We start from the raw sequence: 15,173 nt of genomic DNA on the forward strand, positions 1-15,173 counted from the left end.
TAGCGTGCCCACATGACACCACACCGCGACCCGCGAGGCGGAGCCCAGGGCCATGGCGACCGGGACGGCCGGGACAAGGGCGCCGCAGGAGCGTCAGGCCCCGGGCACGGGCTCGCGGGTCGGCCCCCGGCCCCGCGCGGCGGCCCAAGGCGCCGTCACCGCCTGACGCGCCGCGGCCGCCTCAGCCTGCTGATCGTCGGAGTCCTCGCCGTCGCGGCGGCGATCACCGTGCCCCTCCTGCTGTCCGGGAAGGAGAGGGAGAGCCCCCGGTCCCTGACCGTCCCCGAGGGCTGGCGGGCCCGCCAGGTGTACGACGCCGTCGACCGCGCCCTGCGGCTGTCCAAGGGCACCACGGAGAAGAGCGTGGCCTCGGCCGACCTGCCCCTGCCGGCCGCGGCGAAGGGCAACCCCGAGGGATACCTGTACCCGGCGACGTACCCCCTCATTGGCGACTCGACGCCCGCCTCGGTGCTGCGCTACATGGTGCGCACGGCGAACGAGAGGTTCGCGGGCCGCCGCCCCGCCGCCGCCACCGGCCGCGCGACGGTCTCCCCGTACGAGACGGTCAAGGTCGCGAGCATCGTGCAGGCGGAAGCCGCCACCGACCAGGACATGGGGCGCGTGGCGCGAGTCGTCTACAACCGCCTCCACCGCCGGATGCCGCTCCAGATGGACTCCACCCTCAACTACGCCCTGGGGCGCAGCACTCTGGACACCACCGGCGAGGACACGCGCGCCGACAGCCCGTACAACACCTACGCCAGGCGCGGACTGCCACCCACCCCCATCGCGAGCCCCGGCGAACAGGCCGTCCGCGCGGCGGTCGCCCCCACCGCCGGTGACTGGCTCTACTTCGTGACGGTCGGCCCCGGCGACACCCGCTTCACCGGGAGCTACGCCCAGCACCAGAAGAACGTCGCGGAGTTCAACCGGCGCCGCGGCACGGCACCCCCGGCCCCCTGACCCGTACCGGGCCGGATCAGGCCACCGCGGCACCGGCGCCGAGCACGCCGGACCCGGCCGCAGGCCCCGCCCCGCCGCTCCCGTCCGGACCGCCGAGCAGCCGGCGCACCTCGCGTACGGCGGCCCGGCCGGCCCGGTTCGCCCCGACGGTGCTCGCGGAGGGGCCGTAGCCGACGAGGTGGATACGCGGATCGGCCGCCACCCGTGTCCCTTCGAGCCGTATCCCACCGCCCGGACCGCGCAGACGGAGCGGCGTCAGATGCGCGACGGCGGGACGGAATCCGGTCGCCCAGAGGATGACGTCGGCCCCCGCGTGCCGGCCGTCGGCCCACACCACCCCGTCGGGGACGATCCGCTCGAACATGGGCCGGCGGTCCAGAGTGCCGTCCGCCAGGCCCGCGCGCAGGGCGTCGTTGAGGAGAAGCCCGGTGACGGAGACGACACTGCGCGGCGGCAGCCCGCGCCGTACCCGCTCCTCCACGAGCGCGACGGCGGCCCGCCCCTCCTCCTCGCCGAACGGCCCCTCCCGGAACACCGGCTCCCTGCGGGTCACCCAGGTGGTCTCCGCCGCGAGCGGGGCGATCTCCAGGAGGTGCTGGGTCGCGGAGGCGCCTCCCCCGACCACCACGACCCGCAGCCCCGCGAACTCCCCGGGCCCCCGGTAGCCGGCGGTGTGCAGCTGCCGCCCCAGAAAAGTCTCCTGTCCCGGACAGCGCGGCAGGAACGGACGGTCCCAGGTGCCGGTCGCGCTGATCAGCGCCCGTGTGGACCACACCCCGTCCGTGGTCTCCACCCGCAGCCGTCCGCCCTCCCCCTCACGCACGGCCCGGACGTCGACCGGCCGACGCACCCGCAGCCCGAAAGCCCGCTCGTACGCGGCGAAGTACTCGCCGACCACCTCGGAGGAAGGACGCCCGGGGTCGGCCCCGGTCAGCTCCATGCCCGGCAGCGAGTGCATCCCGTGCACCTTGCCGTAGGTCAGCGACGGCCACCTGAACTGCCAGGCCCCGCCCGGCCCGGCGGTGTGGTCCAGCACCACGAAGTCGCGACCGGGCTCCCACCCGCTCCTGCGCAGGTGATAGGCGGCCGACAGCCCCGCCTGCCCGGCCCCGACCACGACGACCTCGACCTCACGCACCGCGCCCTGACTGTTCACGTCCCTTCCAACGGCACGACGCCAGGGGATCTTCCCGCCGGTCACGGCGCGAGCCACTCCGGCCCGCCCGGGACCACGGCGCGTTCCTTTCCGCCGCCCCGCGAAGTGCGCGAGGATGCCGCCATGACCGACGCATTCAGCACCCAGGTCCTCGACGTCCACACCGGCGGACAGGAGGTGGTCCTCGACATCACCCGCCACTGCGAGTCCTTCCTCCAGGAACAGGCGGCCGGCCGCGACGGCCTCCTCAACCTCTTCGTCCCGCACGCCACCGCGGGGATCGCCCTCCTCGAAACAGGCGCCGGCAGCGACGACGACCTCCTGGAGTCACTGCGCGCCCTCCTGCCCCCCGACAACCGCTGGCACCACCGCCACGGCACCCCCGGCCACGGCCGCGACCACGTCCTGCCCGCCCTCGTCCCCCCGCACGCGACCCTCCCGGTCGTCGCGGGCCGCCTCGAACTCGGCACCTGGCAGTCGGTGTGCCTGGTGGACACGAACGTGGACAACCCGGACCGGCGGGTGCGGCTGAGTTTCCTGGGATGACCCGGGACGACCGGAATCCGGCGTACCTGATGCGGTGATCCGGTCCGGCGCGTGCGGTCCGGTGGCCGCGGTGGAGACGTACTTCCGGCAGGGTGCGGTGCCGGTCGACGCCGTGGAGGTGGCGTCCAACGGGGCGCCGGGCACCACCCGGCCAGGTCAAGCTTGGTACCGACGTCGTCCCACCGGAGGTGATCATGCGCGGTTCTGCTCCCCGCGCCGAGAACCGGTGAGGGCGGTCACCGGCTCTCGGCTGGTCGGCCGGGTCAGTCCGCCGGCCGCAGGAGGCCGCGTTCGTACGCCTTCCTCAGGTGCTGCGGCACCAGAGAGGTGCGTCCTTCGACCGTGACGGGGACGAGAGGCGGGGTGTTCGCCCGCCATTGGGCGCGGCGGTGACGGGTGTTGCTGCGCGACATCTTGCGCTTGGGGACGGCCACGGGGGTCCTTTCGTCGGCAGGGCGCCGGGGGTGTGGTGGGAGAGTCAGCGGGTGGAGTGGGGGAGCAGGGCCATTTCGCGGGCGTTCTTGATGGCTGTGGCGAGCTGTCGTTGCTGCTGCCGCGTCACCCGGGTGGCCCGGCAGCAGCGGATCTTGCCCCGGTCGGAGAGGAACTTCCGCAGCAGGTCGGTGTTCTTGTAGTCGATGTAGGTGACGTCGGCGGCGTCGAGCGGGTTCGGCCGGTTCTCGTGCGCGAGGGCGGTTTGGGTGTGCCGGGGCATGGACTTCCTTGGTCGTGGGTCGTGTGCGGTCGGTGGGCCGGATCAGGCCGCGGAGTCGAGCAGCCGGTCGAAGCCGGTGGGTCGCGTCCAGGCATCCGGTCCGGACGCCAGCTCGTCGTCGGTGAGCAGGCAGGAGTCGAGCAGCGCGAGCAGCCCCGCGCGATCGAGGCCGGGGGAGGTGAAGACGAGGTGCTGACAGCGGTCGCCGTGCTCGGGATGCCAGCTCAGCGCCGCCGCGGTGCGGCGCTCGGCAGGCATCAGCTCCCAGGCGGCGTCGGGGAGGGAGGCCATCCACGGACCGGCGTACTCCACGCACAGCGCGCCCCCGGCCGCTTCCCAGGCGAGAAGGCTGTCGGGCCGGTCCGCCAGCCAGAACCTGCCTCGGCTGCGGGCCGCGGCACAGCACAGGTCCTCCAGGGCCTCGTAGAGGCGGCCGGCGTGGAAGGGCTGACGGCGTTGCCAGACGAAAGTGCTGACGCCCTCCTCGTCGCAGTCGTGGGGGAGGCGGGCGCAGGCCGGGTGCTGGGCGCTCGCCGCCGCGGCCACGTCGAAACCGGCGACCGCGGCGGCGCCCAACCCCTGTGACCCGAGGCGTACCTGATCCGCGGCCGGGTGCAACTGCCTGAGTAGGGCGAGGTCGTCGGGCTCGGCGCCCGGACTGTCCGCCACGGCCAGGGGGGCGTACTCCAACTGCCGCGCGAAGGTGTCGCCCACGGTGCGCCGGTCGGTCGGGGCCGCGGCGAGCCCGGCCTCCGCCAGGTCGTCGCCGTTGGACAGACAGGGCAGGACGAGTGCGGGGTCCACGGCGGTCAGCACATTGGTGAGCCGGAAGGCACCCTCGCCGTGGGCGGCGATGACCTCGGCCATGCCGTGGGGCTCCACGGAGTCCCACAGTTCCACGATCGCGAGCCGGGTGAGAGCGCCCTCGGCCAGCCGCTCAAGTTCGGGTACGAGATCCTCGCGCAACGCGCAGCAGGCGCAGTCGTTGACAAGTGGGGCCTCACCCGAGGACAGAGCGCCCGTCGCGTCCCGGACGCTGCGGCGCACGGTGCCCGCCGGAGCGGTGGACAGGTCGTGGTGCAGGGCGACACTGCCGGGCACCTCGCGCAGCAGGCGGTCGACCGTGGCGCGACGGGCGTCGGCGTGCAGGCCGGCGACGATCACCACCGGCAGTGGACCTTCGGGAGTCATCGACGGCCCTCGCCGCGGCCGTAGCGGCGCTCGAAGCGCTCGACGCGGCCGGCGGTGTCCAGCACGCGGGCGGTGCCGGTGTAGAAGGGGTGGCTGGCCGAGGAGGTCTCGACGTCGACCACCGGGTAGGTGTGGCCGTCCTCCCACTTGATCGTCTTGTCACTGGTCATCGTCGAGCGGGTCAGGAGGGCGAAGTCACCGGCCTTGTCGCGGAAGACGACCGGAGCGTAGGCAGGGTGGATTCCGGCCTTCATGGATGTACTCCCTGAGTTGAGTTGAGTTGAGTTGAGTTGGGGGCGGGCGGGTTCAGCGTTCCTCGCGGAACTCGGTGTGGCGGCCGGCCACAGGGGCGTAACCGGTACCGGCGGTGGAGCGGAGCTTGATGACCGGGCGCGCCTCGGTGCGGGTCATGACAGGTAGCATACGACAATGATTTCCATTACCGGTACGCCGGTGAAGAGAAAGGCGGCACCCGCATGTCCGCGCACTGTCAGTTGACCGGCGCCCGGCCGGTCTTCGGCAACAAGATCTCCCACTCGCACCGGCGCACCACGCGCAGGTTCGACCCCAACATCCAGAACAAGCGCTACTGGTTGCCCGGTGAGGGGCGGAACGTCCGCCTGCGACTGAGCGCACGCGCCATCAAGACGGTGGACGCCATCGGCATCGAGGCCGCCGTCGCCCGCGTCCGGGCCCGAGGGGAGAGCGTCTGATGGCGAAGAAGAGCAAGATCGCGAAGAACGAGCAGCGGAAGCGGATCGTGGCCCACTACGCACGGCGCCGCACCGAACTCAAGGCCGTCCTGGCGTCCCCCCGGGCCACGGACGAGGCGCAGGCGGCCGCGCGGGCGGAGCTGGCCCGCCAGCCCCGGGACGCGAGCGCGACCCGGGTGCGCAACCGCGACAGCACCGACGGCCGCCCTCGCGGCCACCTCCGCAAGTTCGGACTCTCCCGGGTCAGCCTGCGTCTGCACGCCCACGCCGGACACCTGCCCGGAGTGACCAAGTCGTCCTGGTAGCGGTTCGACGGGAGAGGGGGCGGCAGGGCGGCACACTCACTCGTGCCGTCCCCTCTCCGCGTCCGGGGATGCTTCGCGAGGGGGCCGGGACCGTTGGCGCGTTCGACCCTCCTCCAGTCCCGCCGCACGATCGGCGATACGTCGGGCCGCCTGGGGTCGTGTGCGCCGACGCGCACCTCCCCGGCGATCGCCTCTCTCGCCGGCTCGTGCGAGACCGAGCGCGGACGCCTGGTCGCCGAATCCGGTGCCGAGGCCGTCTCCTCCCCTCGGTCGGCTGCGTGATCGCACGCTATAAATCTTGCGACGTCGGCGATCGCCTCCCGGATACTGGTCGCCCATGGAAGAGGTCAAAGTTGTCGTCGCCCATTCCGAGCGCGCGACCCTGCGCGTCGGTGACGTGTTTCTGAAGGTGGACGCCGATCAGGCGCGTATCGACATCGAGGTCGAGGCGATGTCCCTCGCACCGGTCCCGACCCCGCAAGTCCTGTGGCGCAAGCCGCCCGTGCTCGCGATCGCCGCGCTCCGGGGAACGACGCTCGGGCGCCTCGGCGGGCCGTCGACCGGGTCGTCGGCGGCGTGGGCCGCGGCGGGCGCCGCGATCCGGGCGCTGCACGACGCGCCGCTGCCGCCCCGGCCCGGCCGGGCCGGCCGGAGCGGACAGGCACTGGCGGCGGAACTCGACGACGAGTGCGAGTTGCTCGTGGCGAAGAACCTCCTGCCCGCTGATCTGGTCACCCGCAACCGCCGGGTCGCTGAGGCCGCGCTCCGGCCGTGGACTCCGGCCTTCACGCACGGCGACCTGCAGATCGCGCACGTCTTCGTCGACGGCGACGAGGTGACGGGCATCATCGACTGGTCCGAGGCGGGGCAGGGGGATGCCCTGTACGACGTCGCCACGTTCACGCTCGGGCACGAGGAGCACCTCGACGACGTCCTCGCCGGCTACGGCACCGACATCGACCTCGACGTGATCCACGCGTGGTGGTCGTTGCGAAGCCTGCTGGCAGTTCGCTGGCTGATCGAGCACGGCTTCGACCCGTTCGCGCCAGGCTGTGAGGTCGATGTGCTGAGATCCCGGGTGTGAAGTCACGCTGGCGCGATGGCTGCCTAGGCGTTCTGGCACCTCGAACAGGCCGTCCCCGCGGGCGACCGCGCGCCCCCACTCGCGACAAAGTGACGTGCGCACACGTCGCCGGCGGATGACGGCGCGGCCAAGGGTGACGAACGCGTGACGGATGTCGTCGCGGATCCCCCAGCGGATACGCAGGCGGCGGAACCAGTGCGGCAGCGCGATCTCTCCTTCCACGACCCAGCGGTACCGCGAACTACGCGGGACAACCGGCAGCAACGGCTTGACGCGTGCTACAACTCATCGTCGATCCCCCACGGTCTGGCAGCGGTCTTCCTCCTCTCGGCCGGCGCGCCGCGGTTTTTTCCAGCTCAGGCGCCCCGTATCGAGCTTGCGATGGTTTGCGACTGCTCGTACTCCTCGGGACATGCCGGCCGACGGCTGTAAGTGCGGGACGGTCAGGCACGCGCGCGGTTGCGTTAACGGAGTGCGGCGGACACGAGCGTGGACGCCCCGACCGGCAGGTGTGGCCGGGTTTCTCCGGTCGGGGGCTTTCCGGTGCGGCTGGGGAACGGTCCGCCGGTCGCACTGACCGAGTAACTCAGGAGGCCGCCGCCGGGGGCGCGCGCGTCTTCGGTGAAGGCTCGAAGGCGGGAGCGCCTCGGGGGTGTGATCCACCCGGCCCCGGACGGTGGTGCCCATCCGGGAAAAATAAGGTTAGCCTTACCTCCGACTTCGGGGGTGGGGCCGTGAGCCGCTCTCCCGCACATGCGTGGCCTAGGAGCGGGTGAGTGGGGACCGAACAGTCCGGACACGGCGTCATACGCCGTGCGATAGCCGGACAACGCAGAGACCTCGCGCTGGGCTCCGTGCTCAGTTCCGCGCACCAGACCGGTGAGGCACTCGTACCGGTGTTGATCGGGAGCATCGTCGACCGGGCCGTGGCCCGCCCCGACGGCGCGGCGCTGGCGGGCTGGCTCGTGGTCCTCCTGGGCGTCTACGTCGTGCTGTCGGTCGGTTTCCGGTACGGGTCCCAGGCGGGGGAGCGTGCCGCCGAGCAGGCCGCGCACCGCCTCCGGCTGGACGTCGTCGCGCGGGTTCTCGCCCCGCACGGCGGCGCCGAGACCGGTCGGCCACCCGGTGCCCTGGTGAACGTCGCCACCGAGGACGCCCGACGTGTGGGCGCGCTGAACATGGCCCTGACGCTCGCGGTGGCCGCCGTCGTCGGATGCGTCATGGGAGCGGTGCTCCTGCTGCGGGCCTCGCTGCCCCTCGGGCTGCTCGTCCTGGTCGGCGCACCGTTCCTGATGGTCCTCGGCCACCTCCTGTCCCGTCCGCTGGAGCACCGCAGCGAGGCCGAGCAGGAGAGCGCCGCGCACGCCTCCGCCGTCGCCGCCGATCTCGTGGCCGGCGTGCGCGTCCTGAAGGGGCTGCGCTCCGAACGCACCGCCGCCGACCGCTACCGGCGCACCAGCCAGGCGTCGTTGGCGGCGAACCTGCGCGCCGCACGGGCCGAAGCCCTCCAGCACGGCCTGATGCTCGCCCTGACCGGCGCGTTCATCGCACTGGTCGCCCTGGTGGGCGGACGGCTCGTCCTGAACGGCTCCATCGGCCTGGGAGCCCTGGTCTCCGCGGTGGGGCTCGCCCTCTTCCTGCCCGGACCGATCGGCATGCTGGCCTGGGCCGGCGCCGAGTTCGCCAAGGGCCGCGCCTCGGCCGCCCGGATCGCCGCCGTACTCGCCGCGCCCGGCGAGACCAGCGGCGGCACCGCGGCGCCGGACGACCGCGGACCGGGTGAACTCCGCTTGCGCGGGCTGGGGCACGAGGGACTCCAAGCCGTCGACCTGCACGTACGGCCCGGCGAGCACCTCGGGATCGTCGTCACCGACTCCGCGGACGCGTCGACCCTGCTGCGCTGCCTGGCGCGGCAGTGCGACCCGGACCGTGGCCACGTCGAACTGGACGGCACACCGTTCACCGAACTCGCCCCCGAAGCCCTGCGCTCGGCCCTGCTGGTGGCCGAGCATGACACCCAGCTCTTCGACGGCACGCTGCTCGCCAACGTGACCGCGGCCGCCCCGCCCGGCTGCGACCCCGGCCCCGCCATGGCCGCGGCCGCCGTGGATCAGGTCGCCGCCCTCTTCCCCGCCGGGGTTGGCTCCGCGGTGGGCGAGCGCGGCAGTTCGCTCTCCGGGGGCCAGCGCCAACGCGTCGCACTGGCCCGCGCGCTGGCCGCCGAGCGCAGCGTGCTCGTCGTGCACGATCCGACGACCGCCGTGGACGCGGCCACCGAGGCCAGGATCGCGGCCGGCATCCGCCGGGTCCGCGCCGGCCGGACCACCGTCCTGGTCACGAGCAGCCCGGCGCTGCTCGCCGCGACCGACCGCGTCGTCCTCATCGACGGCGGAACCGTCGCCGCCGAGGCCCCGCACGAGGACCTCGTGCGCGGCCACTCCCTCTACCGCGCGGTGGTGCTGTCATGACCACGGTCTCCGGGATACCGGATGTTCCCGACACCGGCGTCCGTGCCCCGGACGCCACCGAGGACGCCGGCGACGGCAGGGAGCTGCTGCCCGTCGCCACGGCCGCGCGGACGCGAGCCGCCCTGCGCCTGCTCGTGCGGCCCGACCGGACGCGAGCCCTGACCGGCGTCGGGGTGCTGGCCGCCGCCACCGCGATCGGGCTCCTCGTCCAGCCGCTGCTGGGCCGTGTCGTCGACATCGTCGCGGACGGCCGGCCCGCCTCCGCGCTCACCCCGCCCGTGGCCCTGCTCGTCCTGGTCGCCCTGGCGCAGGGCGGCACGACCGCCGTCGGGCTGGCCAGGATCGCCGGCTTCGGCGAAAGGGTCCTGGCCCGACTGCGGGAACGGTTCATCGACCGGGTCCTCCAACTGCCCGCGGACCGGCTGGAGCGCGCCGGCTCGGGGGACCTCACCGCACGCGTCACCGGAGACGTCGCCCGGGTCGCCGAAGCGGTCCGCTCGGCCCTGCCCGAACTGACCCGCTCCCTCCTCACGATCTTTCTCACCCTCGGCGCGATGGCCCTGCTCGACGTGCGGTTCCTGCTCGCCGCCCTCCTCGCCGTACCCGTACAACTCCTCACCGCACGCTGGTACGTGCGCCGCGCGCTCACCCTCTACGCCGAACAGCGCGTCGCCAACGGCGCCCAGCAGCAACAGCTCCTGGAGACCATCGGCGGGGCGGCGACGGTGCGCGGCCACCGGCTGGAGAGCGCGCACACGGACCGGGTCGCGGCACGGTCCGGCGCGGCCGTCGGCCTGACCATGCGCAGCGTCCGGCTCGTGCTCGGCTTCTACCAGCGGCTGCACGTCGGCGAGTACGCCGGCCTGGCGGCGGTCCTGTTCACCGGGTATGTCCTGGTCGACGACGGAGCCGTCTCGGTCGGCACGGCGACGGCCGCGGCCCTCTACTTCCACAGCCTCTTCGGCCCGGTCAACGCCGCGCTGGTGCTGCTGGACGACGCCCAGTCCGCGGCCGCGGGACTCGCGCGCCTGGTCGGTGTGACCGATCCGCACGAGGAGGACACCGCGACCCCGGAGCCCGTCCGCGGGCCGCGGCAGGCCGCCACGACCGCGGTGTCCGTCAACGCCGTCAGCCATGCCTACGGGGCCGGGGCCCCCGTTCTGCACGAGGTCTCCCTCACGCTCGACAAGGGGGAGCACGTCGCCCTGGTCGGCAGCAGCGGGGCCGGGAAGTCCACGCTCGCCCGCATCGTCGCCGGCGTCCAGCAGCCCACGGGCGGGTCCGTCCTCGCCGGATCGGCCGGACCGGCCTCCGTCGTCCTGGTCACCCAGGAAGTCCACGTCTTCACCGGCTCGCTCGCCGAGGACCTCCGCCTGGCCCGGCCCGACGCCACCGACGCCGAACTGCGCGCCGCGCTGGACACGGTGCACGCGCGGGAGTGGGCCGAGGCGCTGCCCGACGGCCTCGACACCGTCGTGGGCCGGGGCGGCCACCGGCTGGATCCGGCGCGGGCTCAGCAACTCGCCCTCGCCCGGCTCGTCCTGGCCGACCCCGAGGTCGCCGTCCTCGACGAGGCGACCGCCGAGGCGGGCAGCGCCGGTGCCAGGAAACTGGAGCGCTCGGCCGAGGCCGCCCTGGCCGGGCGTACCGCCCTGATCGTCGCCCACCGGCTCACCCAGGCCGCGGCCGCCGACCGGATCGTCGTGCTGGAGTCCGGCCGGGTCGTCGAGAACGGCGGCCACGAGGAACTCCGTGCCGCTGACGGCCCGTACGCGAGGCTGTGGCGCGCCTGGTCCGGCAGCCGCACCGGCGACCACCCCTGAACCCGGTCCTCTCACCGGCCCCTTTGCGTACCGACCCCCGCCCCGAAGGAAATCGCCATGTTCCGCCTGCCCCACCGCTCCCGGCTGACCGCCGCGGTCGCGTCCGCCCTCCTGCTGTTCGGCGCAGCCGCCTGCGGCTCCGGCGAAGGTGACGACCACAGCGCCTCCGCATCCGGCGGTGCGGCGCACAAGGGAGCCTTCCCGGTCACCCTCACCCACAAGTACGGCGCCACGACAATCAAGGCGGAACCCCGGCGTATCGTCACCGTCGGCCTCTCCGACCAGGACGCCGTCCTCGCCCTCGGCAAGGTCCCGGTCGGCACCACCGAGTGGCTCGGCAACTTCAAGGGCGCCATCGGCCCCTGGGCGAAGGACGCGCTCGGCGACAAGCCCCTGCCCACCGTGCTGCACGACAACGGCACCGGACCCCAGGTCGAGAAGATCGCCTCGCTCCACCCCGACCTGATCCTCGCGCTGTACTCGGGCCTCACCAAGGACCAGTACCGCACCCTCTCCAAGATCGCCCCGGTCGTCGCCCAGCCGAAGGACGGCCCGGACTGGAGCATCTCCTGGCAGGACCAGACCGAGCAGATCGGCAAGGCGCTCGGCCGTCCGGACGAGGCCGGGAAGCTCGTCGCGAGAACCGAGAAGCACATCAGCGACGCGGCCGCCGACCACCCCGAGTTCAAGGGCGCAGGCGCCGTGATGGCCACACCGTACGAAGGCATGTACGTCTACGGCCCGCAGGACAACCGGTCCCGGCTGCTGAGCGCCCTCGGGTTCACGCTCCCCGCCGGCCTCGGCAAGGTCGTCGGCGACGCGTTCGGCGCCAACATCAGCAAGGAACGCACCGACCTTCTCGACACCGACGCCGTCGTCTGGATCGTCACCGATCCGGCGAAGGACGAGAAGAAGCTGCACGCCAACCCGCTCTACGGCAAGCTCGACGTCGCCCGGCAGGGCCGGGAGGTGCTGATCAAGGAGAGCAGCCACTTCGGCAGCGCGGTCTCCTTCGTGAGCCCCCTGAGTCTGCCCTACACGGTCGACCGGCTCGTCCCCGCCCTCGCGGCCGCCGTCGACGGCAAGCCCGCCACCAAGGTCTCCGTGCCGGCGTCCTGACCTCCGGCACACCCGCCCGCCCACCGCCCGAACCACCTTCTTGAGGAATGCCGACCGTGGAGCCGACCCCATGACCCGCCCCGCCCGATGGCGGCCCGCCCTGCTCGTCGGCGGGCTGGTCGTCGGACTGCTCGTGCTGTGCCTGCTGTCCCTCGGCCTCGGCGCTGTGCAGATCCCGCCGGGACAGGTGCTCAAGGCCCTGACCGGACAGCAGGTCCCGGTCCGCACCGAGGACATCGTGTGGTCGGTACGGGTGCCGCGTACCGCGCTGGGCCTCGCGGCGGGGGGCGCCCTCGGCCTGTCGGGCGGCGTGATGCAGGCGCTGACCCGCAACCCGCTCGCCGACCCCGGCATCCTCGGCGTCAGCGCGGGAGCGGCCTTCGCCGTCGTACTGGCCGCCGGGGTGGCCGGCATCGGCTCCCTCCTCGGCTACATCTGGTTCGCCTTCGCGGGAGCGATGGCGGCGAGCGTCGTCGTCTACCTCCTCGGCCGGCTCGGACGCTCCGGCACCACCCCGATGAAACTGGCCCTCGCCGGGGTCGCGGTGACCGCCGTGCTGTCCTCGCTCACCAGCGCCCTCGTGCTCGTCGATCCGGAGGCGCTGGACCGCTACCGCTTCTGGTCGGCGGGCTCGCTCGCCGACCAGGACTCCACCACCGTCCTGCGCGTCCTGCCGTTCCTCGCCGCCGGGGCGCTGCTCGCGCTGGCCGGCGCCCCCGCGCTCAACAGTCTCGCCCTCGGCGACGACGTCGCCGCCTCGCTCGGCCGGCGGCTGGGCCTGGTCCGGCTCCAGGGCGTCGTCGCCGTCACCCTGCTCACCGGCGCGGCCGTCGCGGCGATCGGCCCCGTCGTCTTCGTCGGACTGGTCGTGCCGCACGCCGCCCGCGTGCTCGCCCAGTACGCCCGGCTCGGCCCCGACCACCGATGGCTGCTGCCGCTCTCGGCAGCCCTGGCGGGCGCGCTGCTGCTCGCGGCCGACCTCCTCGGCCGGGTCGTGGACCGCCCCAGCGAGATCCAGGCCGGTGTCGTCGTCGCCTTCGTCGGCGGGCCCTTCTTCATCGCCCTGGTCCGCCGACGACGACTCGCGGAGGTATGACCGTGCCCACCGACGCCCTGCCCCCGACGGCCCAGGCACCCGCGGCTGCGCCCCCGACGGCTCCGGCCCGGACGCCGCGTCCCGGCGGCGCCCGGCCCTTCCGTCTCACCGTCCCGCCCGTCTCCGGCTTCGTACGCCCCCGGCACCTCGTGGTCTGCGCGGGGCTGTGCGTCGCGGTGTTCCTCACGCTGTGTTGGCACGTGTCGGTCGGCGAGTACCCAATCCCGCTGCCCGACGTGGCCCACGCCCTGCTGGGCTCCGGCGACCCGGGCACCCTTCTCGTCGTCCGGGAACTGCGGCTGCCCCGAGCCGTGGTGGGGCTGCTCGCCGGGCTCGCCCTCGGCATGTCCGGTGCCCTGTTCCAGACGATGACCCGCAACCCGCTGGCCAGTCCGGACATGATCGGCCTGACGCAGGGCGCCGGGACGGCCGTCGTCGCGGGCATCGTCCTGGGCTGGGACTTCGGCCTGGGCACCCAGGCGCTCGGGCTCCTGGGCGCCTTCGTCAGCGCCCTGCTGGTGTACGGGCTCGCCTGGCGCCGGGGCACCACCGGCTACCGGATCATCCTCGTCGGCATCGGGGTGTCGTGGATGTGCCTCAGCGCCACGGACTTCCTGGTCGCCCGGGGCGGCCGGTTCCAGGCGCAGGCCGCGCTCGGCTGGATGGTCGGCAACCTGAACGGCCGCGACTGGCAGCAGGCCGCGCCGCTCGCCGCGTCCCTCGCGGTGCTGGTGCCGGTGACCCTCCTGGTCGGACGACTGATGCGCACCCTGCTGCTCGGCGACGACGTGGCTCAGGGGCTCGGCACCCGGGTCCAGCTCGTCCGGCTCGTCGTCCTGGTGACCGGCGTCGGGCTGGTGGCCTTCGCGACGGCTGCCGCCGGACCCGTCGCGTTCGTCGCGCTCGCGGCCCCGCAGATCGCCCAGCGGCTGTGCCGCACGGCCTGGCCGCCGCCGCTCGCGGCCGGCCTGACCGGTGCCCTCGTCGTCCTCGCGTCCGACGTCGTCGCCCGCGAACTGGTCCCCGGCACCGAACTGCCCGTCGGGATCGTGACCGGGGTGCTCGGCGCCCCGGTGCTGCTCTGGCTGCTCATCCGCGTCAACCGCGCGGGCTCAGGAGGCTGACCGATGACTACCGCCGACCCCGACCTGCGGGCCGAGAGCCTGCATCTGGGCTACGACGACCGCGCGGTCGTCGCCGGACTCGATCTGGTGGTCCCACCCGGCCGGGTCACCGCCATCGTCGGGGCCAACGCCTGCGGGAAGTCCACCCTGTTGCGCGCCCTGGCCCGGCTGCTGGCACCGCGGCGGGGCGCCGTGACGCTGGACGGACGCGCACTGCACTCCATCCCCGCGCGGGAACTCGCGCAGCGGCTCGGCATCCTCCCGCAGTCACCCGTGGCCCCCGAGGGGCTGACCGTCATCGATCTGGTCAACCGGGGGCGCTCCCCGCACCAGACGTGGTGGCGGCAGTGGACGAAGACCGACGAGCTAGCGGTGCACGAGGCCCTCGCCGCGACCGGCGTCACCGAGCTGGCCGACCGCGCCGTGGACGAACTCTCCGGCGGACAGCGTCAACGGGCCTGGATCGCCATGGCGGTTGCCCAGGGCACGCCGGTCCTGCTGCTCGACGAGCCGACCACCTACCTCGACCTGGCCCATCAGATCGACGTGCTCGACCTGATCATCGACCTCAACCGGAGCGAGGGGCGCACCGTCGTGATGGTGTTGCACGACCTCAACCAGGCGTGCCGGTACGCGGACCACGTGATCGCCATGAAGTCCGGCCGGATCGTCGCCGAGGGCGCACCCGACGAGGTCATCACCGCCGAGACCGTCGAGGACGTCTTCGGACTGCGCTGCCAGGTGGCCACGGACCCGGTCAGCGGCACCCCGCTGGTGATCCCCATCGGCCGCCACGACGCCCCGAGCCGGCGCGAGGCCGGCCGCGCCTGAACCGACGCCGGGGAGCGGCCCGCTGCCCGCACCTCACCC

At 73.5% G+C, this 15,173-nt stretch carries 16 protein-coding genes; 11 read left to right on the plus strand and 5 right to left on the minus strand.

Annotated elements, in window-relative coordinates:
- Positions 1 to 12: 12 nt before the first annotated feature.
- Positions 13 to 963, plus strand: coding sequence for an endolytic transglycosylase MltG (mltG, locus tag ACFYMP_RS08940; RefSeq protein ID WP_388852869.1), 951 nt, complete (start codon positions 13 to 15; stop codon positions 961 to 963).
- A 16-nt stretch (positions 964 to 979) separates the two neighbouring features.
- Here the strand turns inward: mltG and ACFYMP_RS08945 are convergent, their stop codons facing one another.
- Complete coding sequence (locus ACFYMP_RS08945) at positions 980 to 2,119, minus strand: NAD(P)-binding domain-containing protein (protein WP_388852872.1); 1,140 nt, start codon at positions 2,117 to 2,119, stop codon at positions 980 to 982.
- 123 nt (positions 2,120 to 2,242) lie between these two features.
- Here ACFYMP_RS08945 and ACFYMP_RS08950 point away from each other — a divergent pair, with 123 nt between their 5' ends.
- A complete protein-coding gene (locus tag ACFYMP_RS08950) occupies positions 2,243 to 2,665 on the plus strand; it encodes a secondary thiamine-phosphate synthase enzyme YjbQ (protein ID WP_388852875.1) in 423 nt (140 codons plus the stop codon).
- 263 nt (positions 2,666 to 2,928) lie between these two features.
- Here ACFYMP_RS08950 and rpmF read toward each other — a convergent pair whose 3' ends face one another.
- The 4 genes from rpmF to ACFYMP_RS08970 are packed head-to-tail and all read right to left on the minus strand — an operon-like array spanning position 2,929 to position 4,825.
- Positions 2,929 to 3,099 (minus strand): 50S ribosomal protein L32, encoded by a 171-nt coding sequence (gene rpmF, locus ACFYMP_RS08955; RefSeq protein WP_388852878.1) that lies wholly within the window; start codon positions 3,097 to 3,099, stop codon positions 2,929 to 2,931.
- Positions 3,100 to 3,143: 44 nt separating this feature from the next.
- Complete coding sequence (gene rpsR, locus ACFYMP_RS08960; RefSeq protein WP_388852881.1) at positions 3,144 to 3,380, minus strand: 30S ribosomal protein S18; 237 nt, start codon at positions 3,378 to 3,380, stop codon at positions 3,144 to 3,146.
- Between the two features lie 42 nt (positions 3,381 to 3,422).
- Positions 3,423 to 4,571, minus strand: a complete 1,149-nt coding sequence (locus tag ACFYMP_RS08965; RefSeq protein WP_388852884.1) for a GTP-binding protein — start codon at positions 4,569 to 4,571, stop codon at positions 3,423 to 3,425.
- A complete protein-coding gene (locus ACFYMP_RS08970) occupies positions 4,568 to 4,825 on the minus strand; it encodes a type B 50S ribosomal protein L31 (RefSeq protein WP_388852887.1) in 258 nt (85 codons plus the stop codon). The genes ACFYMP_RS08965 and ACFYMP_RS08970 overlap by 4 nt, the downstream gene beginning before the upstream one ends.
- 222 nt (positions 4,826 to 5,047) lie before the next feature.
- Here ACFYMP_RS08970 and rpmB point away from each other — a divergent pair, with 222 nt between their 5' ends.
- The 9 genes from rpmB (at position 5,048) to ACFYMP_RS09015 (ending at position 15,134) form a co-directional block, all read left to right on the plus strand.
- Positions 5,048 to 5,284 carry a 50S ribosomal protein L28 gene (gene rpmB / locus ACFYMP_RS08975; protein ID WP_388852890.1) on the plus strand — a complete coding sequence of 79 codons (237 nt, stop codon included), beginning with the start codon at positions 5,048 to 5,050 and terminating at the stop codon, positions 5,282 to 5,284.
- A complete protein-coding gene (gene rpsN / locus ACFYMP_RS08980; RefSeq protein ID WP_388852893.1) occupies positions 5,284 to 5,589 on the plus strand; it encodes a 30S ribosomal protein S14 in 306 nt (101 codons plus the stop codon). Before rpmB ends, rpsN begins: the two co-directional genes overlap by 1 nt.
- A gap of 337 nt (positions 5,590 to 5,926) precedes the next feature.
- The gene (locus tag ACFYMP_RS08985; protein ID WP_388852896.1) at positions 5,927 to 6,673 is read left to right on the plus strand and encodes a phosphotransferase family protein; all 747 of its coding nucleotides are present in this window, start codon (positions 5,927 to 5,929) and stop codon (positions 6,671 to 6,673) included.
- A gap of 776 nt (positions 6,674 to 7,449) precedes the next feature.
- Positions 7,450 to 9,141, plus strand: a complete 1,692-nt coding sequence (locus ACFYMP_RS08990; RefSeq protein WP_388852899.1) for an ABC transporter transmembrane domain-containing protein — start codon at positions 7,450 to 7,452, stop codon at positions 9,139 to 9,141.
- On the plus strand, positions 9,138 to 10,964 hold the full coding sequence (locus ACFYMP_RS08995) for an ABC transporter ATP-binding protein (RefSeq protein WP_388852902.1): 1,827 nt from the start codon (positions 9,138 to 9,140) through the stop codon (positions 10,962 to 10,964). Before ACFYMP_RS08990 ends, ACFYMP_RS08995 begins: the two co-directional genes overlap by 4 nt.
- 57 nt (positions 10,965 to 11,021) lie before the next feature.
- Positions 11,022 to 12,083: an iron-siderophore ABC transporter substrate-binding protein gene (locus ACFYMP_RS09000; RefSeq protein WP_388852905.1), complete on the plus strand. Its 1,062-nt coding sequence runs from the start codon at positions 11,022 to 11,024 to the stop codon at positions 12,081 to 12,083.
- Between the two features lie 70 nt (positions 12,084 to 12,153).
- Positions 12,154 to 13,179, plus strand: coding sequence for a FecCD family ABC transporter permease (locus tag ACFYMP_RS09005; protein WP_388852908.1), 1,026 nt, complete (start codon positions 12,154 to 12,156; stop codon positions 13,177 to 13,179).
- Positions 13,176 to 14,303 (plus strand): FecCD family ABC transporter permease, encoded by a 1,128-nt coding sequence (locus ACFYMP_RS09010; RefSeq protein WP_388852911.1) that lies wholly within the window; start codon positions 13,176 to 13,178, stop codon positions 14,301 to 14,303. Before ACFYMP_RS09005 ends, ACFYMP_RS09010 begins: the two co-directional genes overlap by 4 nt.
- A 3-nt stretch (positions 14,304 to 14,306) precedes the next feature.
- Complete coding sequence (locus tag ACFYMP_RS09015) at positions 14,307 to 15,134, plus strand: ABC transporter ATP-binding protein (protein WP_388852914.1); 828 nt, start codon at positions 14,307 to 14,309, stop codon at positions 15,132 to 15,134.
- Positions 15,135 to 15,173 lie beyond the last annotated feature (39 nt).

This window comes from Streptomyces sp. NPDC007088 (assembly GCF_042869355.1).
Classification (GTDB): Bacteria; Actinomycetota; Actinomycetes; order Streptomycetales; family Streptomycetaceae; genus Streptomyces.

Excerpts from the sequence above, each read along its gene's own strand:
- rpsR (WP_388852881.1), bottom strand. The coding sequence starts at position 3,380 with ATGCCCCGGCACACCCAAACCGCCCTCGCGCACGAGAACCGGCCGAAC.
- mltG (WP_388852869.1), top strand. The coding sequence starts at position 13 with ATGACACCACACCGCGACCCGCGAGGCGGAGCCCAGGGCCATGGCGAC.
- rpsN (WP_388852893.1), top strand. The coding sequence starts at position 5,284 with ATGGCGAAGAAGAGCAAGATCGCGAAGAACGAGCAGCGGAAGCGGATC.
- ACFYMP_RS08970 (WP_388852887.1), bottom strand. The coding sequence starts at position 4,825 with ATGAAGGCCGGAATCCACCCTGCCTACGCTCCGGTCGTCTTCCGCGAC.
- ACFYMP_RS09000 (WP_388852905.1), top strand. The coding sequence starts at position 11,022 with ATGTTCCGCCTGCCCCACCGCTCCCGGCTGACCGCCGCGGTCGCGTCC.
- ACFYMP_RS09010 (WP_388852911.1), top strand. The coding sequence starts at position 13,176 with ATGACCGTGCCCACCGACGCCCTGCCCCCGACGGCCCAGGCACCCGCG.
- rpmB (WP_388852890.1), top strand. The coding sequence starts at position 5,048 with ATGTCCGCGCACTGTCAGTTGACCGGCGCCCGGCCGGTCTTCGGCAAC.
- ACFYMP_RS08995 (WP_388852902.1), top strand. The coding sequence starts at position 9,138 with ATGACCACGGTCTCCGGGATACCGGATGTTCCCGACACCGGCGTCCGT.
- ACFYMP_RS09015 (WP_388852914.1), top strand. The coding sequence starts at position 14,307 with ATGACTACCGCCGACCCCGACCTGCGGGCCGAGAGCCTGCATCTGGGC.
- ACFYMP_RS08950 (WP_388852875.1), top strand. The coding sequence starts at position 2,243 with ATGACCGACGCATTCAGCACCCAGGTCCTCGACGTCCACACCGGCGGA.
- ACFYMP_RS08965 (WP_388852884.1), bottom strand. The coding sequence starts at position 4,571 with ATGACTCCCGAAGGTCCACTGCCGGTGGTGATCGTCGCCGGCCTGCAC.
- ACFYMP_RS08985 (WP_388852896.1), top strand. The coding sequence starts at position 5,927 with ATGGAAGAGGTCAAAGTTGTCGTCGCCCATTCCGAGCGCGCGACCCTG.
- ACFYMP_RS09005 (WP_388852908.1), top strand. The coding sequence starts at position 12,154 with ATGACCCGCCCCGCCCGATGGCGGCCCGCCCTGCTCGTCGGCGGGCTG.